Origin of the sequence: Exiguobacterium sp. H66, from assembly GCF_018618705.1 — a bacterium.
Taxonomy (GTDB): Bacteria; Bacillota; Bacilli; order Exiguobacteriales; family Exiguobacteriaceae; genus Exiguobacterium_A; species Exiguobacterium_A oxidotolerans.
Genome location: NZ_JACSMQ010000005.1, coordinates 106,215 through 132,560, shown reverse-complemented (window position 1 = coordinate 132,560; position 26,346 = coordinate 106,215). Strand labels below are relative to the sequence as shown.

The window sequence follows — 26,346 nt, the reverse complement described above, 5'->3', positions numbered from 1 at the left end:
ATGTGGCGGGAAACCTTGATTTTGACAAAACGCAGTTTACTCGTGACGTTACGGAATCCGTTCTCATTCATCCCGAATTTAATCATCAGCGTTTTTTTCCTGCTCGTCTATACGAGCGGATTATCCGGCATCTCGAGTCTGCCCCAGTTCGGCGGCGTTGATTACTTGAACTTCATTTTGCCGGTCTCAATCGTCTCCGGTGCAGTCGGCGGGGCAGGGGGTGCCGGGCAGGCGCTCGTCAAAGATATCGAGAGCGGTTACTTCGCACGGTTGCTGTTGACGCCGGTTTCGCGGACAGCCATCGTCCTCGGACCGATGCTTGCCGGGATGTTGCAATTGTTCGTCCAAACACTGTTGATTTTCGGGATGGGCTTTTTACTTGGATTATCGATTCCTGCTGGAGCTGCAGGTTTTTTCTTGACGATCGTCCTTGCGCTCGGCTTCGGACTTGCCTTTGCCGGCTATTCGGTCGGGGTCGCCCTGAAAACACGCAATGCACAGGCGGCGCAAGCCGGAACGTTGCTGTTCTTCCCGCTGATTTTCTTGTCGACGACGTTCGTCCCGAAAGAGTTGATTGAAGCGGAATGGTTAAAAATCGCGGCGACACTCAATCCGACGACGTACATCATGGAAGGGATGCGTGCCGTTTTATTACGTGAGACGATTGACTGGAGTGTCTATACGCAAGGGGTGCTTGTCGCGGCCGTTCTCAGTCTTGCGATGGTCGTGTTTGCGGCACTGAATGCACGGGGAGCGTTAAAAAAATGATTTGATCAGCAAAATATAAATCTCGCCTACATCGAATAAATATTTATTCGATGTAGGCGAGATTTTTTGTAAAAATTAACATCAAATGTACGTTTTTAAAAAATTAGTATACTAAACCCATAAATGCCTTTAAAATAAATTAATGTCAGTAATAATTAATTGATAAAAATTTTCAGGCTGGGAGATACCTTATGAAGAAATATGGTTTTTCATTACTTATTTTGATTGCTCTGTTAACTTGCTCTATTTATGTATTGTATGTATCGAATGAAGAATCAAGAATTTCAATTTCAGCTATACTAGTGTTGCCTGTTTTAGTATTAATGACTGCACTAAATGGACGGAAAAATTTTGTGATTCTTGTTACTTATGTATTGTCGCTAGGTTTTGTTTATCTTCTTATTACCTGGTTTGTAAAGTCTTCAAATGAAACTCAGCTCTTTTATATTTTTGAACATCTTTTATCCTCTATAATCGTGTTTTTATATTGGTTATTGCTTCGACAACTCAGAGGGGTCTTCGAAGAAAATCAAGTACTAGAAAACCGTGTTAAAATTCTTGAGGGTTATTCTGAAACACCTCAACTCCTGTCTTATAGTGAATTTTTAGATAGAACGGATTTTTTAATTACTGGAGCAAATCGACGGAATGAACTAAATTATTTAATCCACATCCACCTTAATCCTTCCACTTTAAATAAGAAAACGATTATCCAAACACTAACAGTTGCCGGATTAAATGTATTTCGCGCAAATTATGATGTAATGTCACAACGTAACAAAACAGAGTTTATTATATTTTTGCAAAATACTACGGAAAAAGGTGCTACTATTGCCTGGTCACGTTATTTAGAAAACCTCCGTACCGATTTTACCTCGATCGAATATCCGTTCGAAGCAAAAATTATTCTAGTCGAAGAATCTGTGGAGAGTTCATTGGAAAAAATTGAGGTGGCGCAATGAATCTTTTATTAAACGGGATTATGGCTATTTTTTGGTTGATGCTTATTTATTATTCTTTTTTAACAGTCGCCGGAATTGTTGATAGATTTTCGAAATCGAAAGTTAAAACCATGACAGACTATCCCTCTGTAGCTATCTTAATTCCTGCACACAATGAGGGAATTGTAATGAGACAAACACTAGAAGCGATGATGACAATTGATTATGCAGGTCAACTTGATGTTTTTCTGCTCGATGATCAATCAATTGATGATACGAAGACTATTGCTCTAGAGTTTACTCAAATGTTTAGTCGGATTCATTACATTCCTGTTCCTAAAGGTGAACCGATTGGTAAATCAAGAGTATTAAATTATGGATTAAAAATCACTGACTCGGAATATTTTTTAATTTACGATGCTGATAATCAACCTAAACCAGATGCTGTTACAAAATTAGTAGAGGCTGCCTTTCAAACTGAAGGTGCCTGTGGCGCAGTAGGTGTTGTAAAAACGATTAATGCGAATACGAATATACTTACAAGAATGATTGCCATAGAGTTTCAAGTATTTCAATTAATTATGCAAAGCGGCCGATGGAAAGCTTTTAATACCGGTTCACTAGCCGGGACGAACATGTTATTAAAAAGAAGTGTTATTGAAGAATTAGGTGGATATGATCCGTATGCACTAGCTGAAGATGCAGAATTAACTATGCGGATAACAGCACTTGGTTACAAACTACCTGTCGTATACGAGTCAGAGACATGGGAGCAAGAACCTGAAAACTTGAAAGTGTATATGAAACAACGAACACGTTGGATGTTAGGGAATATATATTTATTGGAAAAAGCATTTGTGACTAAAGAATTTTGGAAGGGACGTACACTTGTCCATTCATTGCAACATATCTTGACCTACCTTTTATTTATTTTCTTACTGCTTATTTCAGACACAGTCTTGATACTAGGGTTGTTTGGCTACGCTTTTGATGAAGTGAGCACCCCATTAATCATGTTTTGGTTTATGACTTATTTAGTCTATACTATTCAAATTTTAGCAGCACAAGAATTAGAAAAAACTGCGACACCACTTAATGTATTGATTGGCCTGATAATGTATTTTACATATGCTCAATTATTTGTCGTACTTTTATTCCGAGGTGTTTTTGCATATGTGAAAAGTAAGCTCAATAATGAAGTGATTGTATGGGATAAAACGAAACGTGTCAAAGTAGAGCAATCATGAAACGAATTATCTTAGGTGTTATCGTAATTATACTGTGTATAGCTGCTGGAGGCGTTTACTTTACTATGAAAAATCAAGATGAAATCGTGAATCAAATTGAAAATTCCTACATGGAAAAAGGTCTGATTCGTGATTATGATAAAGTCGAATCTATGCATCTCGCTGAAAGTATTGGACAGTATATAACTTATTTAGTTGAAATCAATGACGAAAAACGATTCGAGGAACAGGTGAAAGTATTAGAAAACAATTTCTTTGTTAACGAATCAGATAATCTATTTATTAAGTGGGAATTAAATAATAAAACTTCAACTAATGCCATCGTAGATGATTTTAGAATAAGTAATGCATTACATTTAGCTGCTAAAGTGTTTGAAAAGCAAAAATACAAAGAAATTGCTACAAAGATTGACGATAGCGTTAAAAAAAATATGATTCGGTCAAACGTTTTGATTGATTTTTACGATTGGAAGTTTCAAGAAAAGGCGAAAACGCTCCATATTAATTATTTGGATAGTCAATCAGTAAAGCGATTGGGTCAATTTGATGAGATGAAAAAAATTGTTCTAGAATCTAAAAGAAGTGGACCGTTTTTTTCAGAAATATATTTTCCGGATAAACAAACATATCAGTTCGCGAATGATGCTGAAGTTAATATGATTGATCAAGTTTTAATAGCAATTGCTTATAAGGAACTGACTGGTAGGAAGGATAAATCTTTCGATCAATTCATCAGTAACGAATTATTAAAAGGTAAAATCTATACGCGTTATGATTTAAAAACAGGAGCTCCAAAATCTAATGATGAATCGAGCACAGTATATGCAATGTTGCTTTCGTATTTAGACGGTGACTTAAAAAATAAGACTGAGCAACGTCTGAAAACAATCGACTTAACCAATGCTAAAACTACACATGTATTTGATTATTTAAATGCTGCGATTGAATCAAATCGTTAATCAAAAGTACCTCGATGACTTCAAATCATCGAGGTACTTTTTTACGCGTCAAAAATCATATCACTTAAAGCACCTGTGTAAAGGCGCGTTTCTGTCGTTAAGACAATTTGATTCTTCCGCATCTTGATGGTTCCGGACAAGCGTTCATCCTGCTCCGACATGAAGGACATCCGTCCTTGCTCGACATACCGTTTTCCTTGTTGCTGTAAGACGTGGGTCTGCGTATTATCCGTCGAGACGAGATAGTCCTTATAGATAGCAAAATCCGTGAACGGCCGTTTCGGTGCGAGGAACGCCTGACTCGTTCCTCCTTGCAGTTGAACGATCCGGTAGTCGGAGTAATAAAAGAACCAGACATCATTCGCTGACGAGACGTTCATTGCGTAACAGTCATCGATGGGATAGTCGCGATTTTTAAAGACGACTTTCCCCTGGTCGTTAAAAGCGACGAGACCGAACGATCCAACTGAATTGGTCGCGGCGTCAGCAAAGACGCCTTCATCGAAATAGCTGACCCAAATGTGGTCACGCTCATCGACTTGGACATTTTGAATTCCGTCGTCGAGACAATAACTGTCAATCAGATGACCGACTTGATCGTAAATAAAAGCATTCGGTAACCATGATCCGTCGACATCGTCGTCGCACCGTGAGGCGACGAGCAGGATCCGTCCGTCGGAAAACGATTCGACATAACTGAATTCAACGTCTTCCTGGGCGATGATGATTGTATTGCGCCACTGGTCATGGATCCGATGGACATGCAAGACGGGGCGGTGCCGTTTTTCATCGTAGATTTGTTCGACGAGTAGAATATGACCGGCAATCGTCAGTCCCGTCGCGATATGCGTTCCACGGATATGTGAGGCAGTGACACGATCCAGATGCATGGTTACGGTTTTCGATGTCTCCAATAGATATCACTCCTTTTAAAAAAAGCCTGTCGCAGTAGGACAGGCTGTAAACAGATTACGTCGTACGTTGGCGTTTCTTGAGGGCGACGTACAAGACGATCATGACGACCGCTGCGATTAAGATGCCGTTCGTATAGGGAGCGGCGACGTCTTTAATCGAGCGCCAGTTCGTTCCGAGCGTCTCACCGAGATAGAGAAATAAAATCGACCACGGGATGATTGCGAGAATCGTGTAGATTGAGAACTTTGTTTGATCCATTTTGGCGAGACCTGCCGGAATGGAAATCGCATGGCGGACGACGGGGATGAATCGTGCCCCGAAGATGACACCTTGTCCGTATTTGACGAACCAACGTTCCGCGAGATCAAGATGGTGTTCCGTAATCAATACATATTTTCCGTACTTCAAGATGAGGGGACGACCGCCGTAACGGGCGAACCAGTATAAAAACAATTGCGAGAACAATCCACCGATGACGGCGGCGACGATAGCGAGTGGCCAGCCGATCGTTCCTTGAGAAATCATGAACCCACCATAGGATAAGACGATCTCACTCGGGATGATTTCAATCATCAAGCCAAGCGCGATTCCGAAATAACCTAAGTCAGCTAAATATAGTAAGACGGTATTGACGACGCTAGATAACACGTTCCACACTCCTTTAATTGCACTTCATCCCTTCATTTTAGAGAAGTCCGCGCGAAATGAAAAGAAAAAAATCATCCCGTCGTTAATACGAGATGATTTCTTCATTAAAGAATGACGGCAGCGATTGTACCGAAAATCAGCAATGGTAAGTTGTAGTGTAAGAATGTCGGAATGACCGTTTCACGCATATGATCGTGTTGTCCGTCAGCATTCAATCCGCTCGTCGGTCCGAGTGTTGAATCACTTGCCGGACTACCGGCGTCACCGAGTGCACCGGCTGTTCCGATGATGGCAATTGTCGCCTCGAGACTGAATCCGTACTGGATGCAAAGCGGGACGAAAATGGCGGCGATGACCGGAATCGTCGAGAAACTTGAACCGATTCCGACCGTGACGAGAAGTCCGATCGATAACATGACGAAGGCAGCGACGAGCTGCGAATCCCCCATCAACGATTTTGAGTTTTCGACGAGTGGTTCGATATCACCTGTCTCACGTAAAACGTTTGAGAAGCCGTTCGCTGAAATCATGACGAATCCGATGAACGACATCATCCGCATACCGCGTGTGATGACATCGTCTGCTTCACTGAAGCGGACGAGTCGTAACACGAGGAAGAGCAGGAGGCCGGTTGTCGCGGCGATGATCATCGATTCCGTCGTCAACTGGACGACGAGCGTCGCGATGACGACAATTGAACTCAGTAATAATTTGGATTTCGTGACGACGGGAATCTCGTAATCGTCCGGTGCGATGTTCCGCATCTCATATTCACGCGGTTTCCGGTAATTGTATAGACCGAGTAACAATCCGAACAACATCCCGAGCGCCGGGATTGCCATCGCTTTGATGACCGATGCGCCAGCGGTGTCCATCCCGTTTTCTTGTAAGTTCGGTAACAGAATCTGATTGAGATAGATATCACCGAAACCAATTGGTAAAAACATATACGGTGTGACGAGACCAAACGTCATGATGATGGCCATCCGGCGCCGGTCAATCTTCAAATCATTGAACAGACCGAGTAACGGCGGGATGATGATCGGAATGAAGGCGATGTGAATCGGCAAGACGTTTTGTGAACTGATTGCGAGTAATAAAATCGCGAACATGATGAACCCTTTTAACTTCTTGACCGATGTCGCATCGGCACTTCCTTTTGAGCGAGCGATTAAACTGTGCGCAAGCGCGTCCGGCAAACCTGTTTTCGACAGGGCGACGGCGAACGCACCAAGCAAGGCATAACTGAGGGCAATTTCTGCGCCGGCTCCAAGGCCGCCCGAAAAGCTTTCAATCGTTTTCGTTAAACCAAGACCACCGAGCAATCCACCGACGAGAGCGCTGATGACCATCGCGAGGACGATGTGGACACGGAAGATGGCTAAGACGAATAACAGGATGACAGCTAAAACAACAGCATTGAACATAACTTTAAAACCACACTTTCTTTTGGTATCACTGTACTATACTAAAGTATCATACAGACCGTTCTTTTTGCTGTCAAGAAAAAAACATGAAAAGGCACGACCGGTGTCGGTCGTACCTCCTTTCTACTATATAAAGACAGGTTTAGCAATCGACGCGGTCGAGTTTCCCTGTCCCGGGGTCGATGACGAGTCCATGGACGTTCGTGCCCGGTGGTAACAACGGATGGTTTTTAATCAGACCGACGGAATGGCCGACGTTTTCTTCGACTGACGTAAACCCGCGTAACCATTGTTTCAAGTCGACGCCGGATGCTTCGAGTGTCTTTAGGACTTGCGGATTGATGCCGCGTCCTTCCATCTCGGCAATCATGTTTGCCGGATCGATCGTACTCATGCCGCAGTCGTGGTGACCGATGACGATGACTTCTTCCGCCCCGAGTGCGTACAAGGCGACGAGGATCGAGCGCATGACGGAACCGAATGGGTGTGACAGAACGGCCCCTGCATTTTTAATGATCTTCGCATCGCCGTTTTTTAGACCGAGCGCGTGCGGGAGGAGTTCCGTCAAGCGGGCATCCATACACGTTAAGATCACGACCTTTTTATCAGGGAATTTATCCGAGATGAATTGTTCGTATTGTTTTTCTTCGACGAATTGTTCGTTGAACGCAAGCATTTGATTGACGATTGTCATGAAACTTCCTCCTTCAAAACAAATAAATATGTATCTTTTAATAGATTACACGATGTTTTGTCCGTCAGACAAGCAAAGAAAATAGGTGCTGTGAGAAAAGTCACAGGCAAGGGATTCAAAAAAGATGCCTTGTCCGACAACACCTTTTGAGAATGAGAACGTTTTCAATGATGTGAAATAGTTCACAGGATGGTCATGCACAAATCATCAAAAAGGCGGTATGATTGATTTGTGAAGGAAAGCACAAACTATTGAATATCAGCTTGGCATTCCTAACATCTAGTAGGGAAATGCAGACTCAGATTCGTTCCAAAATAGGGAGGAAACCAAACATGGCTGTCAAAGAAAAAATCAAACAAGACGTATCACCTGTCGAACAAACAATCAATAAAATCGTCGCAAAAGGTCAAACCGCATTACAAGAATTATTAACATTTGATCAAGAGAAAATCGATACGATCGTCCGTGACATGGCGCTTGCCGGTCTCGAACGTCACGTTGAACTGGCACGACTCGCCGTAGAAGAAACAGGACGTGGTGTCTTTGAAGATAAAATGATTAAAAATATGTTTGCGACGGAATATATCTATAACAGTCTCCGTGAAGAAAAAACGGTCGGCATCTTAGAAGAAGATGTTCAAAACGGACTAACATATATCGCAGAACCGGTCGGTGTCGTCTGTGGCGTCACACCTGTGACGAATCCGACATCAACGACGATGTTCAAAGCGTTGATCGCGATTAAAACACGAAACCCGATCATCTTCGCCTTCCACCCGTCAGCGCAAAACTGCTCACTCGAAGCAGCGAAAACATTACGTGACGCGGCTGTCAAAGCAGGCGCACCGCGTGACTGCATCCAGTGGGTCGAACAACCGTCACTCGAAGCAACAAAAGTCTTGATGAACCATACGGATATCGCGATGGTCCTTGCGACCGGCGGAGCCGGCATGGTCAAATCAGCCTATTCAACAGGTAAGCCGGCACTCGGTGTCGGACCAGGGAACGTCCCATGTTACATCGAAAAAACAGCGAAAATCAAACGTGCCGTCAGTGACCTTGTCCTCTCAAAAACGTTTGATAACGGCATGATTTGTGCATCGGAGCAAGCGGTCATCATCGATCAGGAAATCTACGCGGAAGTTCGGGCGGAGATGGAAGCACTCGGTTGCTACTTCTGTACAGTAGATGAGAAAAAACGTCTCGAAGCGCTCGTCATCAAAACCGATACATGTGCCGTCAATGCCGACATCGTCGGGAAACCAGCAACCTGGATCGCAGCAAAAGCCGGCATCGATGTCCCGAGCAACACCGTCATGCTCGTCGCGGAACTTGAAAAAGTCGGCTCAGAAGAACCCCTCTCACACGAAAAACTAAGCCCTGTCCTTGGTGCGTATAGCGTCCAGTCAACGGAAGATGCGTTCCATGTCGCCGAACGGATGCTTGAAATCGGTGGCCTCGGTCATACGGCAGTCATCCACACGACGAATGACGACTTGATGACGGCATTCGGAATGCGGATGAAAGCCTGCCGGATTCTCGTCAACAGCCCGTCAGCACACGGTGGGATTGGTGATCTGTATAACGAATTGACACCATCACTGACACTCGGTTGCGGCTCTTACGGGAAAAACTCCGTCTCTGAAAACGTAACGGCGAAACATCTACTCAATGTCAAGAAGGTGGCGAGACGACGCGTGAACATGCAGTGGTTCAAAGTACCGGAAAAGATTTTCTTTGAAAAAAATTCAGTCCAATACTTGAAATCGATTCAAGATGTCTCACGTGCGTTGATCGTCACCGATCAAGCGATGGTCGAGTTCGGCTACGCGGATAAAGTCATCCGCAACTTACCGGCAGGCGTCAGCTACCGGATCTTCGACCAAGTCGAACCGGATCCATCGGTTGCAACGGTTCAGACAGGAGCGCAAGCGATGCGCGACTTCAAACCGGACTTGATCATCGCCCTCGGTGGCGGATCAGCGATGGATGCAGCGAAAGGCATGTGGCTCTTCTACGAGCAACCGAACGAAACGTTCTCGAACTTACGTCAAAAGTTCCTCGATATCCGGAAACGGGCCTATAAATTCCCGGCGCTCGGTAACAAAGCGAAGTTCGTCGCCATTCCGACGACGTCCGGAACAGGATCTGAAGTCACACCGTTTACCGTCATCACGGATAAAGAGAAAAACGTCAAGTATCCGATTGCTGACTATGCGTTAACACCAGATGTCGCGATCATCGATCCGGAATTCGTCATGACGGTCCCGGCATCAATCACGGCGGACACCGGAATGGACGTCCTGACACATGCGACAGAAGCCTTCGTCTCCGTCCTCGCGAACGACTATACGGATGGACTGGCGCTAAAAGCGATCAAGATGATCTTCGACTACTTGCCACGCGCTTATGCGAATGGTGACGATGCCGAAGCACGCGAAAAAGTTCACAATGCGTCAACGATGGCCGGAATGGCGTTTGCCAATGCCTTCCTCGGGATTAACCATTCGATCGCACACAAAATCGGTGGGGAGTTCCACACGCCACACGGTCGGACGAATGCAATTCTGATGCCACACGTCATCCGTTACAATGCAGCGAAACCGACGAAACTTGCTTCGTTCCCGAAATATGAATCATTCATCGCTGATGAACGGTACGCAGAAATCGCACGTTATCTCGGACTACCGGCAGCGACGACGGAACAAGGTGTCGAATCACTAATCCAAGCGATCACAGAACTCGGACAACAGTTGAACATCAAAATGTCGTTCAAAGCCCAAGGCATCAAAAAAGCCGACTTTGAAGCAAAACTCGATAAGATGGCAGTCGATGCATTCGAGGATCAATGTACGACAGCGAATCCGAAAATGCCGCTCGTGACGGAACTTCGGAACATCATGGAACTTGCCTACGAAGGCGTATAACAGAGAAATAAATCATGGCAATCAAAAGAGCCTTGCTTCCGGTCGACGGAGGCAAGGCTTTCGTTCGTAATCGAAAGAGACACCGACAAAACTGTCCTGTCATTATTGACAGATATTTCTAAGACCGCTAAAGTGAAGGTAACTTGAATAGAATCACTAGGGGTGTTACTAAACTGAGATGAGTAGATACTCAAACCCTTTGAACCTGAACTAGTTCGTACTAGCGTAGGGAAGTGTAGACTCTAATAAACAAGCGAAGACCAGTCTGTCGGTTTTTTGTTATGTGATTATTTAGACGTGCGCAACTTTCCTTTTGGAGAGTTGCGCTTTTTTTGTTTACGACTTCGCTATTTAAGTTGCAAAAGACGATGAAGGAGTGGAAGACAGTGAACAGAACAGTGTTAGTGACGGGAAGCAGTCGGGGACTTGGCGCGACGATTGCAAGAGTATTGGTGAACAACGGGTTTAAAGTTGTGATTAATTATTATAAGAGCAAGGATGCGGCAGAGGACCTCGTAAATGAGCTCGGTGCAGAACATGCCATTGCCCTGTATGCGGATGTCACGAAGCGACAAGACGTCGAGACATTGATGCAGTTAGCGACAGCTCATTACGGACAAATCGATGTCGTAATCAATAATGCCTTAGTCGATTTTAAGTTCGATCCACGCGCTCAAAAATCATTCATCGATTTGGAATGGGAAGATTATCAAAAACAGTTGGATGGCACGTTGAAAGCAGCGTTCCACGTCGTGCAAAGTGTCCTGCCGCAGTTCATTGAACGAAATAGCGGCACCATCATCAGCATCGGCACGAATCTGTATCAAAACCCGGTAGTTCCTTATCACGAATATACGACGGCAAAAGCAGGGTTGATCGGCTTTACGCGTAATCTTGCATCAGAGCTAGGACAGTACGGCATAAACGTGAATGTCGTCTCCGGCGGCTTGTTGAAAGTGACGGATGCCAGCGCTGTGACGACTGCTGAAGTATTCGAATTGATTGCCCAATCAACTCCGTTAAAAAGAGTGACGACGCCGGAAGAGGTGGCGCAATTGGTCGCCTTTTTAGCGTCAGAAGCCGCCTCTGGCATTACCGGTCAAAATCTAACCGTAGATGGCGGATTGACGATGAACTGATGTCAGCGCTCAGGAGAAAGGAGTCAGGGACCTAAAGATGACGAAAACAAAGCAGTTAAACATCGGTGTTTTATTGTACGGCTGTGGCCATCATCAAGCGGCATGGTTAATGCCGGATTCTGCGATTGAAGAAATCGGGGAAAGCGGTTATTATCAGCGATTGGCTCAACTAGCGGAAGCGGGTTGCCTGGATGCTGTATTTTTTGCTGACAATCAATCTTTTCCTGCTGCAAATGCAACTGAACTACCGGCCTTTTGGCTCGATCCTGTAATCAATTTAACCGCTATTTCTCAAGTAACCCGTCATATCGGGTTAGTTTCAACGATATCGAGTACGTTTTCAAATCCGTATACAGCGGCGAGACAACTGTTAAGCCTTGATCACGTGACGAACGGGCGTGTCGGCTGGAACCTGGTTACGTCGATGACGGACTGGGAAGCGTTAAATCATAGTATGGATGCGCTCCCTGCAAGGGACGAACGGTATCAAAAGGCGGATGAATTTGCGTCTGTAATGGAAAAATTATTTTTATCCTGGGATCGAGCTGATTTCCTTTCGAGCCGGACGGACAACCGGTTGATTGATCCTGAAAAGATTCAACCGATCCATCATAGCGGGACATACTTCAACGTAAAAGGTCCTTCGTCTACACCGCGTAGTCCTCAAGGGAAGCCGGTGGCAATGCAGGCGGGTGCATCTGCCCAAGGGATTGCACTTACATCGAAGCACGCGGATGCCGTCTATTCGGTGTCGTGGAATGTAAAGCAAGCGAAAGCATTCCGGGAAAGTCTACAGAAACAAATCAAAGAAAGTGAGTCACCGGAGCGGCAGATTAAAATCTTTCCAGGATTGGTTACATACGTCGGTCGAACACGGGAAGAGGCGCTGGCGAAGAAAGCCGAACTGGATGAAAAATTACCGGTCGCGAATGCCTTGAAGCAACTGAGTTTCTTTTTGCAACAGGACTGTTCTGATTGGGATCTTGACAAAGCGGTGCCGTCCTTACCGCCTGTCGATGCGTTTTCAGGACCGGTCGGACGCTATAAAACGATTCTTGAAATCATCGATGATACAAAGCCTACACTAAGAGAACTGTTAGGTTATCTGGCAGCTGGTGGGGGACACCTGACACTGATAGGTACACCGGAAGAAATCGTCGATCAGATGGAGCTGTGGTTTGAAATGGGTATCGCAGACGGATTTAATCTGATGCCGCCGTCACTCCCGTCAAGCTTAGAGGATTTTGTAGACCTGATCGTTCCTGAACTGCAAAAAAGAGGATTGTTTAGAGAAGCCTATCAAGGGACTACGCTTCGGGAACATTTTGGTTTAGATCAGGTGGGGAGTCGGACGTGAAAAAAATCGTAAACTAAGCGTTCTTGCCAATCAGAGTCGGAGTCAGGGAAGTAGCCCGTTCGTCATGAACGGGCTACTTTTTATATTTACTGCAGAAGATTCGTTTTCAAATCACCCGGAACAGGAATAACTATACAAACAATCTAGTCAAGGGGAGGCGCTTTTATGGAGCGGAGGCAACAGCGAAAGGAACGCTCGCATATGTTACGCAATATCTTGTTTGGTATAGGACTCGCTTGTATTGGTTTTCTCGTCCTGTTCGGTGTCATGACCGTTCTCGTCCAACAAATCGAGAAATCTGCCGATTACCAGGCGTTCGTGGAACTGATGCAGGACGCGGACGTCTCGTGGACGACACTCGAATTGACCCTCGTGTTCCTCCTGTTTTTCATCAGCGGAATGGCTGTCACGTTGCCGGAAGCCGTCAAAGAGGGATTGACGAATCAACTGATTGGCGCAAATGATACGGGGAACATCTTGTCGATTTTCGGAATCGATCTCAATCAAGTCTTGGAACCGCTATCCTTCCGCGCCGAATACGGCAGTCCCTTTTTATCGATTTTCGGAATCGGTCTATTCCTAATCTTATTCTTAGTTTTACGGATCGGCGCAACGCGTGTGACCTGGACGATTCGAACAGTCAGCTTTTTAGCGGCGAGTTTCGTCTTGTTTGCATTTACGTTCAACATAGCACTCGGGATTGATGTGCTGACAATTGATCAAGCGACCGTCTGGAACGGAATCTTCATTTTACTCTTTTTGACAGGTCTATTTTATCTCGCGTTTTATCCACGACAACTGTCCGGTATGTCAGCCGCCGCCCGTGCTGCGATCATTATCCTGATGGTCGCAAGTAGTGCACAACTGTTCTTTACGGTGACGGATGAAGCGAAATATGAGGGGGACGCCTCGACCCGGACCTGGTTGACTGTTTCGAGTTTAAACGCAGGCAGTGACGGCTGGTATGATTTGATGCACGGCAGTCAAGTGACCTACAAGGCAAATGTCCTTGGTGCAAGATTAAATGTCCCGGTGACGTTTTTGAACGGGGAAACCGACGTGACGCGGTTGAAACAATCGATGGAGGACGTCGTCAACCGAATCGACGCCGAGCGCGTCACGAATCAATTGTTGACCGTCATCGGTGGCGAACGTCCCGATTTATCGAATACACGTTTGACGCTTGACGCAGTCGATTACGGGACAGCGCGAAATGTCGTCCTTGCGATGGACGCCCGGTCGGCCGGGCAAACGGCGGCCGCTGATCAAGTTGAACAGGACAAGCCGTTCCCGTTTTGGCTGTTCCTGGTTGTCCCGTTCGCCGTCTATCTCCTTGTCAGCATCCGGGCCTTTAACAAATTATACGATCCCGTCGTTTTCGCTGTGGCGACCGGTTTGATTAGCTGGTTCATCTGTTCGCTGACGGGAACATCGTTTGCACTCTTATGGCAGGACGAGGCTCTCGTCCGGTTCAGTCAAGAGACGGCGACAGTGACGACGATTCTTTATGCGACGGTCCTCGCTTTGATTGGTGGATTCATCGGGTACGCGTTAAAGCGACAGCATCATGGTGATAGATGATAGATGAAAGGTGAAAACCGTTTCCCGTAAATTCGGGGAGCGGTTTTCTTTTTTACAAGTAAATTTGTAAAGGTTCAAGGTTAATGTAAAGCCAGTTTGTGGAATTAGTTAAGAAGGTTAAATAAGACGGATGTCCGACCTATTCAAAGAAGCTATAAGCTACAATCAAAGCGTGTTAAATTAATTGAGCAGTCATTTATTTCTTAGGGGGAAACCAGATGAAACAGGCTACAAAAATTATTATCGCTACCACGTTGATCGCACCGATGTTAGCACCCGTCATCCAAGTCAAAACACTCGCAGCAGATGACAGTGTCGTCAAACTACGTTTTCTAGAAACAACGGATTTACATACGAACTCGATGAATTATGATTACTTCAAAGACGCGCAAGATGAGTCAATCGGTCTCGTCAAAGCAGCGACGGTCATCAAACAGCAACAAAACGTCGTCGGCGAAACGAACAGCTTCCTGTTCGATAACGGGGACACACTCCAAGGCACGCCGTTCGGGGATTATGTCAAAAATCAGTACGATCAAGGCAACAAAGGCAAACACCCGATGTATGAATTAATGGAATACCTCGGTTACGACGCCGTCACGCTCGGTAACCATGAGTTCAACTTCGGACTCGACTTCCTGAAGTCAGCGATGAGTGCTTCAAGCGGTTCAATCAAGTTCGTCAACTCAAACGTCCTCGACGCCGTGACGAAACAACCAATCGTCGCGGAATACAATGAAGACGGAAAAGACTATCAAATCATTGAACGGCAAGTGATGGATCAAAACAATCAACCGAAAACAATCAAAGTCGGCGTCTTCGGTGTCGTCACACCACAAATCATGGCGTGGGACGCGGGGAACTTAACCGGTAAAGTGACGGCGGAAGCCATCATCCCGGTCGCTAAAGCGACGGCGAAAAAACTAAAAGACGCTGGTGCAGACGTCGTCGTTGCGTTGGCCCACTCCGGAATCGGGGATACGATCGACCAAAAAGACGGCGATGAGAACGTCGGGTATGCGTTATCGAAGCTGGCCGACATCGATGTCTTGATGACCGGTCACCAGCACGGAAAATTCCCGGCAGCTGACTCGGCATTCAATAAGTTACCGAACGTCGATGCCGAAAAAGGGCTGATTAACGGAAAACCGGTCGTCATGGCGAACACGCAAGGGAAAAATGTCGGTGTCATCGATCTGCAATTAAAACAAGTCGACGGCAAGTGGACGATCGATACGTCATCTGCGAAGCTCGCTGACGTCACGAAAGAGACGGTCGCTGATGCCGGTGCGGTCAAACTGATCGAGAAGTCGCATCAAGGAACACTCGACTATATCCGTCAGGAAGTCGGAACGATCAACGACGATATCCAAAGTTTCTTTGCACTCGTCCAGGATGACGATTCCGTCCAGTTCGTCACGAACGCTCAAAAATGGTACGTCGAAAAACAGTTAAAAGACAATGCGGAACTCGCGAAATATAAAGACTTGCCACTCTTATCTGCCGGTGCACCATTCAAAACGGGCGGACGCAATCAAGTCAATGCGGCAGATTACACGTTGATTAAAAAAGGCCCGATCGCACTGAAGAACGTCGCCGATCTATATGTCTATCCGAACACGCTTGAAGTCGTCAAGGTGACGGGCAAAGACGTCAAGAACTGGCTCGAGATGTCTGCCGGTCAGTTTAATGAAGTATCAGGTGAACAAACCGATTTATTGAACAAGGATTTCCGCAGCTACAACTTCGATATCCTCGACGGATTGACGTATGAAATCGACATTACGAAACCGGCGAAGTATGACTACAATGGCGTCGTCGTCAACGCGGATGCGAGTCGTGTCCAAAACATCAAGTACGAAGGCAAGGAAATCACGGAGGAGCAGGAATTCCTCGTCGCGACAAACAACTACCGTGCAGGCAGTGCGTCGTTCCCGGGTCTTGGTGGTGGAAAAAACATCGTCTACAAGTCAGCGTACGAAACACGGAACGTCATCTCAGACTTCATCCAAGCCAAACAGCCGGTCGACTATAAGGCCGATGCGAACTGGTCGCTTGTTGCCAGTAAACCAATGACGGTCAACTTCGATTCAGCGGAAGCGGCAGCAACATATACGAAACGTTACGAAGGGATCACGAATACAGGCGTGACACGTGCCGGTGAAACAGGAACGTTCCTGAAGTTCGAAATGAACGTGCCGATGAAAAACTTCAATGTTAACGTCGCAACCGTCAAACCGGGAGCGAAAGTCGTCACAGGAACAGCTGTTGCCGGAGCGAAGATTACGGTCAAACTCGGAACGACGGTTCTCGGAACGGCGACTGCTGACGAAACAGGAAAGTATGCGGTAACGGTTCGTCCGGTCAAGCTCCGTGACAAACTGACGGTCGTCTCGGAACTCGGATTCATGAAGAAATCAGCAACCGTCACGGTCGGAACAGGCTTCGTCGCGACACCGGCAATCGATAAAAAATCAGCCGTCTACGGTTCGACGGTCTTGACGGGTAAAGCGACAGCAGGACTTGATGTCACGCTGTACAAAGGGTCGACAAAAATTGCCAAAGCAAAAACGACAGCGAGCGGCTTTAAGATTCCAGTCAAAAACGGTTTGACGACAGGGACATACACGGTCAAATCGACGGATATCTCGCACAAAGTCACGAAAAAAGCATCATTCACGATTAAAAACACCTACCCGGTCAAAAAATGGACAGGTAAAAAGACGTTGACGGGCAAAGTCGAAAAACGTCAAATCGTCCGTCTGTTCGAAAAAACAAGCAGCGGCTATCGATTGATTGCTCAAGACGTCGCCGACAACCACGGCAACTACGTCTTGAAAATGCGGACGGGTCTTGCGACAGGTTCGTACAAGATGAATGTCTATACGGCATCGGATCGTCTCGATCAATCCCGTTACTTCATCACGAAAAAATAACCGAACGAAAACGACCTCGCACGCTTGAGGTCGTTTTGTTTTGCTTAAAGAACTGGCATACTAAATAACAGAGGAGAGGATTGGTATGAGACAAGTCATCGTTACACCGTATCAAGAGGTATGGGCAGAAATGTTCGAAACGGAAGCGGCACAACTGCGGGCGATTTTCGGGCAACGGTTGCGCGGCATCAATCATATCGGCAGTACGTCGGTCGCGGGACTGTCGGCAAAACCGATCATCGACATCTTACCGGTCGTCGATACGCTGGGTGAGATTGAGTCGTTCGACACGGCGATGGAAGCACTCGGTTACGAAGTCATGGGCGAGTTCGGCATGCCGGGACGGCGTTACTACCGCAAGGGCGGCGATGCGCGGACGCATCACATCCATCTCTATGCGGACGGCAGTCCGGAAATCAGGCGTCATGTCGTCTTTCGCGATTACTTACGACAGCATCCGCAAGAAGCGACAGCTTACAGCGACATCAAGGAACAACTGGCGAAGCAGCATCCGGTCGACATCAGTGCCTACATCGCCGGTAAGGATGCGTTCGTCAAAGAAATGGAACATCGGGCGTTCACGTGGTGGTCCCGTGGATGAGTGGCAACAGGCGTTACAACGGCACGTCGCCGTTGGTGTCCGGACGACAAGCCGATTGATGGAAGTGATTCAACCGGACGATTGGCAGAAGCAGCCGATTTCGGGGAAGCGGTCCGTGTATGAAGTCGCCGCCCATCTTGCCGTGTTGCTCGAAGCGGATTTGCGGATTGCGACCGGCGCGACGGCAGAAGAGATGGCGCAGTTTTATGCGATTCCGGTGCCGACCGGTCAGCTTGTCGACCGCTTGGACCAGTCGTGGCAGTATTATCAAGACCGGCTGGCAGGTGGTTTTGCGACGGAACCGACCTACTGGGGCGTCAGAGACAGTTCGTCCGGTTGGTTGATGGAAGCAGCCGTCCACTTGTATCATCACCGGTCACAATTATTTGATTACTTAAATCTGCTCGGGTACGATATCGAGCTGGCGTTATTTGAATAAGGGGGGATTAAAGTGGAACGGATTGTTGAGACGGTTGACGGACGGTTTGACACCCGCTTGACGGGAACGGGCGAAGTCACATTCATCCTTGATCACGGGATGATGTCGAACCACCACCAGTGGGGCTGGTTGCGCGGCGAGTTATTGCAGCTCGGACGTGTCTTTGAATATTCACGGCTCGGGTACGGCAAGTCCTCGCGCGGCAAAACGAAACGATTTTTTAGTCAGCAGGCGGCTGAACTCGGACGCGTCCTGGACGTACTCACAATCGACGGACCGTTTCTGTTCATCGGTCATTCGCTCGGTGCCTATATCTCGCTCGAACTCGGGCGCCGTCGCCCGGACGAGACGGTTGGCATCGTCTTGCTCGATCCGTCACATCCGGAAGTCGATGTTGAACTACCGGACTGGTATGAGCGGATGCAGGAAAAGTGGAACCGTTTTTTGTATGTCCTCAGTCATATCCGTCCTCTCGCCTGGTTGATTCCGGACAATCTTGGGGCGCGGATGTTCAAAAGCCTTCCGGAAGCGGACCGTGTCCCCCTGTGGCGACAGTTGAGCCGGACGCATCACTGGCGGGGCACGCTTGACGAGTGGGACACCGTCGCACACAACAATCAGCAGATTCTGCAGCTCGTCCCGCATGTGACGCCGCCGGTTCTTGTATTGTCAGCTTCCGATTGGGCGGGCGGGATGCCTGAAAAATGGCTGAACAAAGATTTGACGAAACGGATCAATGCAGCTCATGAACGGTTTGCCGATAGTTTGCCGGATGCGAGATTCCATCTGATTGCGAATACGAACCATTACACGATTGCCGGTTTTTCAAAAGAGGCTGCCGAAAGAATCGTCCAGTTGATCCGGACGACGTTTTTTGAATGAACGGACGGTCGTTGTCGTGACTTTTTTAATTTTTCGGGACTTGACAGTCTAAATCGGAATCGTTACTATTTAAAACGTAATCATTACGATTTATAAAGGAGACGATTTACATGTCACGCATTCCGATCACGGTCCTGTCCGGTTATCTTGGTGCAGGAAAAACAACAGTCTTGAATCACTTATTACATAATCGGGCAGGGCGGAAGCTCGCTATCATCGTCAACGATATGAGTGAAGTAAATATCGATGCGGCATTGATTGAAAAGGCCGGCTTTTCACAGACGGAGGAGTCGTTCGTGACGTTATCGAACGGTTGCATCTGTTGTACGCTTCGTGATGATCTATTAGTTGAAGTCCGTCGCCTCGTCGACCAAGGCGATTTGGATGGCATCGTCATCGAATCAAGCGGGATCTCGGAACCGATTCCGGTTGCCCAAACGTTTACGTACGTCGATGAAGACAGCCGAATCGATTTGACGGACGCGACGAAAATCAATGCGATGGTGACGGTCATCGACGGGTACAGTTTCCTGAAAGATTTTGAGTCCGGCGAATCACTAATTGAACGGCAACAGGCAGTTGACGAGTCGGACGTCCGGGAAGTCGTTGACTTGCTCGTCGACCAGGTCGAGTTTGCGGATATCCTTCTCTTGAACAAGGTGGACCGACTGACGGCGGAAGAACGTCTCGAAGTCATCCGTTATTTGAAAGCACTGAACCCGGTGGCGAAACTGATCGAGACGACCTACGGACAAGTCGACCCGGCAGCAATTCTTGATGTCGATTTATTTGATTTTGAGCAGGCGGCAGGAAGTGCCGGTTGGATCCGTGAGCTCAATGCCGAGGAACATGTCCCGGAGACGGAAGAATACGGGATTCAATCCTTTGTTTATCGGCGGGAGGTCCCGTTTCATCCGGAGCGCCTGCTTGCGTTGATTGAGACGTGGCCGGAAACAATCGTCCGCGCGAAAGGATTTTTGTTCCTCGCGACACGACCGGAAGTGGCACTCTTGTTTCATCAGGCAGGATATGCGTCGAATATGGAATACGCCGGACGGTTCGAGACGCAAGCGGATCGCCGGACGGAACTCGTCCTGATCGGGATTGGTTTGGATCAAAAACGGCTTGAAGCACAATTCGATGCCTGCCTCGTTCAGCGGGATGAAACTGATTGGGCCTCGCTCGCCGATCCGCTTCCGGGTCGCGCGATGTACGATGAAGTTTTTTAAATTCAGGTCAACTTTTGAAGAAATCACATCTGTGGTTTCTTTTTTTGCTATATTTTTAAAGGAGACAGGGAAATAACGATAAGAGAGTATGTTTCATAGAGGGGGAAGTAAAGTGCGCAATCGGGTTTTACAGTTCGCGCTCGTGTTTTTAGTCGCTGGAGGTATCATTTGGACATTGTATCAATTGGATTACCTCTATTTTGTATTAACGATTTCCGCGGTCGTCGTGCCGCTCGCCGTCATCATGATCATCTTCATCGAAAATCGGACGGCAGAATCGACGATTGCCTGGTTTCTAGTCTTAATCTTTTTACCGATTCTCGGGGTCATCATCTGGATGATGTTCGGTCGGAACCCGCGTCGCCGTCGTCGGAACCGCCGGTCGCATGATGAGCGGATGTTACTCAAACAAGCGACCCGGCCGGTCCGTTCGCTTGCCGTCAGTGAATTGCCGGCAAATCACCTGAAGCTCGCCAACACGATTCGAAACTTCGGTGGCGGTGGGGTCGATGTCCATACGGCAAGTAAAATTTTGACGAACGGAACGGGGACGTTCCCGGCGATTCTTGAGGCGATCCGGAGTGCGAAGCATCACGTCCACATCCAGTATTACATCTACCGCAACGATGAGACGGGGAAGGCGATCCGTGAAGCATTGATTGAACGGCTAGAAGCCGGGGTCGAAGTCCGCTTCATGTACGACGGGCTCGGCAGTTATATGCTCGGGGAAGGATTTTTACGTCCGCTCCGTGACGCCGGAGCAAAAATCGCCGCGTATGATCCGATTTCGAGTCCCTTATTCATCTTCACGGCGAACTTCCGGAATCACCGGAAAATCGTCGTCATCGACGGCAAAGTCGGCTTTACCGGTGGATTGAACGTCGGCGATGAATACGATGGTAAAAACAAGAAATTTGGATTTTGGCGCGATACGCACCTTCGACTCGAAGGGCGTGCCGTCAAGGAGTTGCAGGCGACGTTTTTGGATGATTGGATTTATGCGCATCTTGAAGGGACGGATACATGGGAGACATTCGGTGGCGAGGACGGATTAGCACGCTACTTCCCGAAACATGACGCAAAGACAGACGGGGCGGTGCAAGTCGTCACGAGTGGACCGACGTCAAAAGATCCGGCGATCCGTAATGCCCTGATTGCAGCAATCATCTCTGCCCAGCGCTCGATTTGGATTGCGACGCCCTATTTGATTCCGGACAATGAAACGATGACATTGCTGCGGCTTGCGGCACGGGCCGGGCTCGACGTCCGGATTTTGACGCCGGGACGAGGGGACAGCTTCACGTCGTATTACGGGACACGCTCTTATTTCGGACCATTGCTCAAAGACGGAGTGAAAATTTATACGTATAACCGTCACTTCATCCATGCGAAAATCGTGTTGATTGATGGCAAGATCGGCGTCGTCGGGACGGCGAACATGGATATTCGCAGTTTCGTCCTCAACTACGAAATCATGGCGTTTCTCTATGATACGGAAAGTGCATCGAAGCTTGAGCGGGACTTCATCGATGACTTCGAAGTTTCGATTCAGTTGTCGTCCAATGATTATGTCAAGCGGTCGCTTCGTTTCCGTCTGTTCGAGTCATTCTCGCGGCTGATTTCGCCCTTATTATAAAAAGCAGAGTTCGTAGTCCCGTCGATAATGCATTGGCGAGACTACTTTTTTTGAATAATGGATTAGTTGGAACTTGAAACGGGAACAAACAGTTTTATACACTTAGGGTGTACATCGGTTGCACTACTTACTTTTTGGAAGGAAGTGAAAAGGACGATTTCGTCCTGATCCCGTATGCGAACAATTGACGAATCCCATTTCTATACGCGAGACATGAAACCACTGGCACGACCGGAAGCGATCATTCAAGGTGATCATTACCGCTTCACGATTTTGACGAGTTGGATGATTCGGATGGAATACGCGGAGGATGGTCGCTTTGAGGACCGGCCGACGCAAACGGTCTGGAACCGCGATTTTCCCGTCCCGTCATTCCGAATCGTTGAAGACGATACGGAATTGCAAATCATCACGGAACATGTGCACCTCCACTATACGAAAGGTCCGTTCGCTGAGAATACGTTATATGTCGACGTGCTCGGGAACTTCAGTACGTACTACAGCCGCTATACATTCGGCGGACCGCTCCGGACGCTCAAAGGGACGGCGCGGACACTCGACCATGCGGACGGGGAGATTCCGCTAGAAGAAGGAATCATCTCCCGCCAAGGGTACGCGGCGATTGACGACTCGGCTTCGTTCGTCCTGACAGAAGATCATTTCGTCGAGCCGCGCCAAGACGGGGCAAAAGATATTTATTACTTCGGTTATGGTCATGACTATAAACAAGCGTTGAAGGACTTCTATCATTTAACAGGACCGACGCCGATGTTGCCGCGTCAAGTTCTCGGGAACTGGTGGAGCCGTTACTGGCGCTATAACGAAAAAGAATACAAAGACTTGATGACACGTTTCAAAAAAGAAGACGTCCCGTTTTCCGTCAGCGTCATCGACATGGATTGGCACGTGACCGACATTCCGGAAAAATACGGGAGCGGTTGGACCGGCTATACGTGGAACCGCGACTTGTTCCCCGATCCGAGAGGCTTCCTGAAATGGTTGAAGGATGATGACCGGATGGTGACGCTCAACCTGCACCCGGCGGACGGTGTTCGCGGGTTTGAAGAGGCTTATGAAGCGATGGCTGTCGCGATGGGACTTGATCCGGATACGGAAGACCGGATTCCGTTTGATTTTTCCGACAAGATGTTCATCGAAAACTACTTCACGAAACTGCATCACCCGCATGAGGCGGACGGCGTCGACTTTTGGTGGATCGACTGGCAACAGGGGGCGAACTCGAAGATTAAAGGGCTCGACCCGCTCTGGATGCTTAATCATTACCATGCGCTCGATATCGCCCGTGACGGCAATCGTCCGTTAATCTTCTCACGCTACGCAGGACCCGGCAGTCACCGTTATCCGGTCGGGTTCTCCGGTGACACGATCATCTCATGGGCATCACTCAAGTTCCAGCCGTACTTCACGGCGACGGCGTCGAACATCGGCTACGGTTGGTGGAGTCACGATATCGGCGGACACCAACGCGGTGAAAAAGATGATGAGTTGTCGACGCGCTGGCTCCAATATGGTGTCTTCAGCCCGATCATGCGTTTGCACAGTACGATGAGCATCTTTAACGGGAAGGAACCGTGGCGGTATTCGGTCGAGGCGGAACAAGTCATGAAACGATATTTACGGTTGCGTCATCAACTCGTGCCGTATATCTACACGATGAATGCCCGCAATCATTTTGACGGATTGCCGCTCGTCTCACCGATGTATTATGAGCATCCGGAAGACGAACTTGCGTATGCCGTCCCGAACCAGTATTATTTCGGAACGGAAATGATGGTCGCACCGATCGTCGAACCGATGAATCAGAAATTACACGTCGCGGCGACGACGGCGTGGTTGCCGGACGGGGAATGGTTCGATTTCTTCTCCGGTCACCGTTATACAGGCGGGAAACAAATGCGTCTGTTCCGAAAGCTTGACGAACAGGCGGTTCTCGCGAAAGCAGGCGCGATCATTCCGCTCGGTCGACATGTCGAGCACTCGAACGCCTTGCATAATCCGGAACACCTCGATGTTCACGTATTCCCTGGCGCCTCGAACCAATTCACGCTGTTTGAGGATGACAGTGTCGGTGTCGCCCACCGGGACGGGGAAAACGTCGAGACATCGTTCGAACTCGACTGGGTCGCCCGGACGATGACGATCGCAGCACCAATCGGAAAACAGGAACTGTTGCCTGAAAAACGGGTCATCACCGTGATTTTACGTGGTGTCAACGAAGGGTATATCGTCCGTGACGGAGAAACGTTACCGGGCGAATATGACCCGAAAAAACAATCGTTGACGGTTTCGCTCGGTGAAGTGACGGAAACGGTCACGTTATCGCTCCAAGTCGAAATGTCAACGAACGATAACCGGATGGAACGCTTATATGAGTTCCTCGATCAGGCGGAAATCGGCTACGACTTGAAGGACCGTCTCTATCGTCTGTTGACGCAACGTCTTGAGCCGATCAATTTGATGCATCAGCTCCAGGCACTGGATCTTGAGAAGGATCTCGTCGACTGTTTACTTGAATTGATGCTGTACTGACGCGAAAATGAACGACAGGATGAATAGTATTCAAATCATGTTAGCGATTTTTCTCAAGTGAGTCATAAGCCTGTATGCATGGATTTTTAAAAAATCTGTGAATGCAGGTTTTTTTTCTTGGATAGGACGGCGTCTCACTTTATAATGTCTACAGTAGCTAATACGACCTGCTCCTTAAAATGTTATAGCCATAAACAAGTTTGATTTAAATCATTATAATGGTTAAATACATTTAAATGGGTTAAGGTTAAAAAAACATCTTAAAGGAGACATGATCATGTTAAATTCAGATTTAGATATTCGTTTAGAACCGCGCATTCAAGAATTATATCGATTACATAAGGAACGCTCTGCACATATCGACTGGAGCTATCACGAATTCATTCCTTGGGACAAGGCGATGTCATTTAAACGGGTTCCTTGGGAGGAAAGTCAAGTCACGCTTCCGGAAGGTGTCATCGTTGCGGTGGAAACGGCCTTGCTGACAGAAGTGAATTTACCTTGGTACACGTCGCATTTGGATTACACCTTTAAAAACTCGATGGAGGTCATCAATGATTTCGTCCGTACGTGGACGGCGGAGGAAGATCAGCATTCGAGCTTACTCGAAACGTATTTACTCGTGACACGAAACGTCAATCCGACACGGTTGCATCAATTAAGAAGACGCGTCGTTGAAAGTGGTTGGTTCCCGGACTTTACGAATCCTTTAGCGACAATGGCCTATACGTCGTTGCAGGAACTTGCGACACTCGTTTTCTATAACAACGTCGCGAGAGTGGCAGGGGCGCATGACAAAGACTTGGCGACGCTGCTTCGCCGTTTGGCGAAAGACGAAGCCCTTCATTATGCGTTCTATCGCGACACGGTGAAGGCACACCTGGAACTCGATCCGAACTTCATCGTGTTCTTTGAAGATGTCATCATTAACTTCTCGATGCCGGGTGCCGTCATGCCGGACTTTACCGAGCGTATGAAAACCATCGCCGTCGATACGAATTACGGACCACTCCAATACTTCGACCAAGTATTAGATGTCGTCGTGAAATACTGGGATATCGAGAACTTGGAACCGACGAGTGAAGAAGCCAAACAATCTCAGGCGAACATCATGAAATATCATGGACGTCTAAAACGAATCAAAGAACGCCAATTAGGAAAAAGTAAGCAAGATGTCTGAAAAGGGGAGCGGAATGAACATGACGTGCGAAATATGTGGAAAAGAAACGAATAACCAAGTCAGTTATCTGGAACTGGAGACGTGGGAATTTAAATCTTTAAAGACAGATGAAAAAGACTTTCATGCGGTTTGTTACAGCTGTTTTGATAAACATACGAACCAGTTCATCGACCAAGAAATGGATCTTGAATTGAGAAAAAAACGTTCGCAGATGGTGAATAAAGAAGTCGAAGCAGAAATCGAGGCTATTCTGGAAGTCGAAGTCGAAAAGTGATTCGAACCGCTTTACC

The 26,346-nt window shown here is 47.5% G+C and carries 21 protein-coding genes and 1 riboswitch; of the genes, 17 read left to right on the top strand and 4 right to left on the bottom strand.

Going from position 1 to position 26,346, the window contains the following annotated elements; all coding sequences use genetic code 11:
- The 4 genes from KNP88_RS10015 to KNP88_RS10000 all read left to right on the top strand — a co-directional run bounded on the left by KNP88_RS10015 (position 1) and on the right by KNP88_RS10000 (position 3,915).
- The gene (locus tag KNP88_RS10015) at positions 1–768 is read left to right on the top strand and encodes an ABC transporter permease (RefSeq protein ID WP_029333453.1); all 768 of its coding nucleotides are present in this window, start codon (positions 1–3) and stop codon (positions 766–768) included.
- A gap of 191 nt (positions 769–959) precedes the next feature.
- The gene (locus KNP88_RS10010) at positions 960–1,730 is read left to right on the top strand and encodes a hypothetical protein (RefSeq protein WP_214893581.1); all 771 of its coding nucleotides are present in this window, start codon (positions 960–962) and stop codon (positions 1,728–1,730) included.
- Positions 1,727–2,956 (top strand): glycosyltransferase family 2 protein, encoded by a 1,230-nt coding sequence (locus KNP88_RS10005; RefSeq protein ID WP_214893579.1) that lies wholly within the window; start codon positions 1,727–1,729, stop codon positions 2,954–2,956. Before KNP88_RS10010 ends, KNP88_RS10005 begins: the two co-directional genes overlap by 4 nt.
- Positions 2,953–3,915 (top strand): glycoside transferase, encoded by a 963-nt coding sequence (locus tag KNP88_RS10000; protein ID WP_214893577.1) that lies wholly within the window; start codon positions 2,953–2,955, stop codon positions 3,913–3,915. Before KNP88_RS10005 ends, KNP88_RS10000 begins: the two co-directional genes overlap by 4 nt.
- 41 nt (positions 3,916–3,956) lie before the next feature.
- Here KNP88_RS10000 and KNP88_RS09995 read toward each other — a convergent pair whose 3' ends face one another.
- From KNP88_RS09995 to KNP88_RS09980, 4 genes are all read right to left on the bottom strand, one after another.
- Positions 3,957–4,829: a hypothetical protein gene (locus KNP88_RS09995; protein ID WP_214893575.1), complete on the bottom strand. Its 873-nt coding sequence runs from the start codon at positions 4,827–4,829 to the stop codon at positions 3,957–3,959.
- Between the two features lie 55 nt (positions 4,830–4,884).
- Positions 4,885–5,478 carry an undecaprenyl phosphate transporter UptA gene (gene uptA, locus KNP88_RS09990; protein WP_214845496.1) on the bottom strand — a complete coding sequence of 198 codons (594 nt, stop codon included), beginning with the start codon at positions 5,476–5,478 and terminating at the stop codon, positions 4,885–4,887.
- A 104-nt stretch (positions 5,479–5,582) separates the two neighbouring features.
- Positions 5,583–6,905, bottom strand: a complete 1,323-nt coding sequence (locus KNP88_RS09985) for a Na+/H+ antiporter family protein (RefSeq protein WP_214893573.1) — start codon at positions 6,903–6,905, stop codon at positions 5,583–5,585.
- Between the two features lie 142 nt (positions 6,906–7,047).
- Entirely contained in the window at positions 7,048–7,599 is a 552-nt protein-coding gene (locus KNP88_RS09980; RefSeq protein WP_214893571.1) for a beta-class carbonic anhydrase, read from the bottom strand.
- A 332-nt stretch (positions 7,600–7,931) separates the two neighbouring features.
- Here KNP88_RS09980 and adhE point away from each other — a divergent pair, with 332 nt between their 5' ends.
- From adhE to KNP88_RS09915, 13 genes are all read left to right on the top strand, one after another.
- Complete coding sequence (gene adhE / locus KNP88_RS09975; protein WP_214893569.1) at positions 7,932–10,526, top strand: bifunctional acetaldehyde-CoA/alcohol dehydrogenase; 2,595 nt, start codon at positions 7,932–7,934, stop codon at positions 10,524–10,526.
- Positions 10,527–10,674: 148 nt separating this feature from the next.
- A riboswitch (TPP riboswitch) is annotated at positions 10,675–10,775 on the top strand.
- A 137-nt stretch (positions 10,776–10,912) separates the two neighbouring features.
- Positions 10,913–11,665 (top strand): 3-oxoacyl-ACP reductase, encoded by a 753-nt coding sequence (locus tag KNP88_RS09970; protein WP_214893567.1) that lies wholly within the window; start codon positions 10,913–10,915, stop codon positions 11,663–11,665.
- A 37-nt stretch (positions 11,666–11,702) separates the two neighbouring features.
- Positions 11,703–13,022: an LLM class flavin-dependent oxidoreductase gene (locus KNP88_RS09965; RefSeq protein WP_214893565.1), complete on the top strand. Its 1,320-nt coding sequence runs from the start codon at positions 11,703–11,705 to the stop codon at positions 13,020–13,022.
- A 165-nt stretch (positions 13,023–13,187) separates the two neighbouring features.
- Positions 13,188–14,603 (top strand): hypothetical protein, encoded by a 1,416-nt coding sequence (locus tag KNP88_RS09960; RefSeq protein WP_214893563.1) that lies wholly within the window; start codon positions 13,188–13,190, stop codon positions 14,601–14,603.
- 218 nt (positions 14,604–14,821) lie between these two features.
- Complete coding sequence (locus KNP88_RS09955; protein WP_214893561.1) at positions 14,822–17,539, top strand: bifunctional 2',3'-cyclic-nucleotide 2'-phosphodiesterase/3'-nucleotidase; 2,718 nt, start codon at positions 14,822–14,824, stop codon at positions 17,537–17,539.
- An 85-nt stretch (positions 17,540–17,624) separates the two neighbouring features.
- Positions 17,625–18,140 (top strand): GrpB family protein, encoded by a 516-nt coding sequence (locus KNP88_RS09950; RefSeq protein WP_214893559.1) that lies wholly within the window; start codon positions 17,625–17,627, stop codon positions 18,138–18,140.
- Positions 18,133–18,579 (top strand): DinB family protein, encoded by a 447-nt coding sequence (locus KNP88_RS09945; RefSeq protein ID WP_214893557.1) that lies wholly within the window; start codon positions 18,133–18,135, stop codon positions 18,577–18,579. Before KNP88_RS09950 ends, KNP88_RS09945 begins: the two co-directional genes overlap by 8 nt.
- 12 nt (positions 18,580–18,591) lie before the next feature.
- Positions 18,592–19,461, top strand: coding sequence for an alpha/beta fold hydrolase (locus KNP88_RS09940; protein WP_214893555.1), 870 nt, complete (start codon positions 18,592–18,594; stop codon positions 19,459–19,461).
- Positions 19,462–19,571: 110 nt separating this feature from the next.
- Positions 19,572–20,690 (top strand): GTP-binding protein, encoded by a 1,119-nt coding sequence (locus KNP88_RS09935; RefSeq protein ID WP_214893553.1) that lies wholly within the window; start codon positions 19,572–19,574, stop codon positions 20,688–20,690.
- 112 nt (positions 20,691–20,802) lie between these two features.
- Positions 20,803–22,326 carry a cardiolipin synthase gene (locus KNP88_RS09930; RefSeq protein WP_214893551.1) on the top strand — a complete coding sequence of 508 codons (1,524 nt, stop codon included), beginning with the start codon at positions 20,803–20,805 and terminating at the stop codon, positions 22,324–22,326.
- Between the two features lie 174 nt (positions 22,327–22,500).
- On the top strand, positions 22,501–24,876 hold the full coding sequence (locus KNP88_RS09925) for a glycoside hydrolase family 31 protein (RefSeq protein WP_214893549.1): 2,376 nt from the start codon (positions 22,501–22,503) through the stop codon (positions 24,874–24,876).
- A 277-nt stretch (positions 24,877–25,153) separates the two neighbouring features.
- Positions 25,154–26,056 carry an acyl-ACP desaturase gene (locus tag KNP88_RS09920; RefSeq protein ID WP_088836876.1) on the top strand — a complete coding sequence of 301 codons (903 nt, stop codon included), beginning with the start codon at positions 25,154–25,156 and terminating at the stop codon, positions 26,054–26,056.
- A gap of 19 nt (positions 26,057–26,075) precedes the next feature.
- The gene (locus tag KNP88_RS09915; RefSeq protein ID WP_251137189.1) at positions 26,076–26,330 is read left to right on the top strand and encodes a hypothetical protein; all 255 of its coding nucleotides are present in this window, start codon (positions 26,076–26,078) and stop codon (positions 26,328–26,330) included.
- The last annotated feature ends 16 nt before the right edge of the window (positions 26,331–26,346 follow it).

What these genes read in the sequence shown, in the direction of transcription:
- KNP88_RS10005 (WP_214893579.1), top strand. Translation starts at nt 1,727, where the DNA reads ATGAATCTTTTATTAAACGGGATTATGGCTATTTTTTGGTTGATGCTT.
- KNP88_RS09935 (WP_214893553.1), top strand. Translation starts at nt 19,572, where the DNA reads ATGTCACGCATTCCGATCACGGTCCTGTCCGGTTATCTTGGTGCAGGA.
- adhE (WP_214893569.1), top strand. Translation starts at nt 7,932, where the DNA reads ATGGCTGTCAAAGAAAAAATCAAACAAGACGTATCACCTGTCGAACAA.
- KNP88_RS09920 (WP_088836876.1), top strand. Translation starts at nt 25,154, where the DNA reads ATGTTAAATTCAGATTTAGATATTCGTTTAGAACCGCGCATTCAAGAA.
- KNP88_RS09980 (WP_214893571.1), bottom strand. Translation starts at nt 7,599, where the DNA reads ATGACAATCGTCAATCAAATGCTTGCGTTCAACGAACAATTCGTCGAA.
- KNP88_RS09960 (WP_214893563.1), top strand. Translation starts at nt 13,188, where the DNA reads ATGGAGCGGAGGCAACAGCGAAAGGAACGCTCGCATATGTTACGCAAT.
- KNP88_RS09915 (WP_251137189.1), top strand. Translation starts at nt 26,076, where the DNA reads ATGACGTGCGAAATATGTGGAAAAGAAACGAATAACCAAGTCAGTTAT.
- KNP88_RS09950 (WP_214893559.1), top strand. Translation starts at nt 17,625, where the DNA reads ATGAGACAAGTCATCGTTACACCGTATCAAGAGGTATGGGCAGAAATG.
- KNP88_RS09985 (WP_214893573.1), bottom strand. Translation starts at nt 6,905, where the DNA reads ATGTTCAATGCTGTTGTTTTAGCTGTCATCCTGTTATTCGTCTTAGCC.
- KNP88_RS10000 (WP_214893577.1), top strand. Translation starts at nt 2,953, where the DNA reads ATGAAACGAATTATCTTAGGTGTTATCGTAATTATACTGTGTATAGCT.
- KNP88_RS09925 (WP_214893549.1), top strand. Translation starts at nt 22,501, where the DNA reads ATGCGAACAATTGACGAATCCCATTTCTATACGCGAGACATGAAACCA.
- KNP88_RS10010 (WP_214893581.1), top strand. Translation starts at nt 960, where the DNA reads ATGAAGAAATATGGTTTTTCATTACTTATTTTGATTGCTCTGTTAACT.
- KNP88_RS09965 (WP_214893565.1), top strand. Translation starts at nt 11,703, where the DNA reads ATGACGAAAACAAAGCAGTTAAACATCGGTGTTTTATTGTACGGCTGT.
- KNP88_RS10015 (WP_029333453.1), top strand. Translation starts at nt 1, where the DNA reads ATGTGGCGGGAAACCTTGATTTTGACAAAACGCAGTTTACTCGTGACG.
- KNP88_RS09955 (WP_214893561.1), top strand. Translation starts at nt 14,822, where the DNA reads ATGAAACAGGCTACAAAAATTATTATCGCTACCACGTTGATCGCACCG.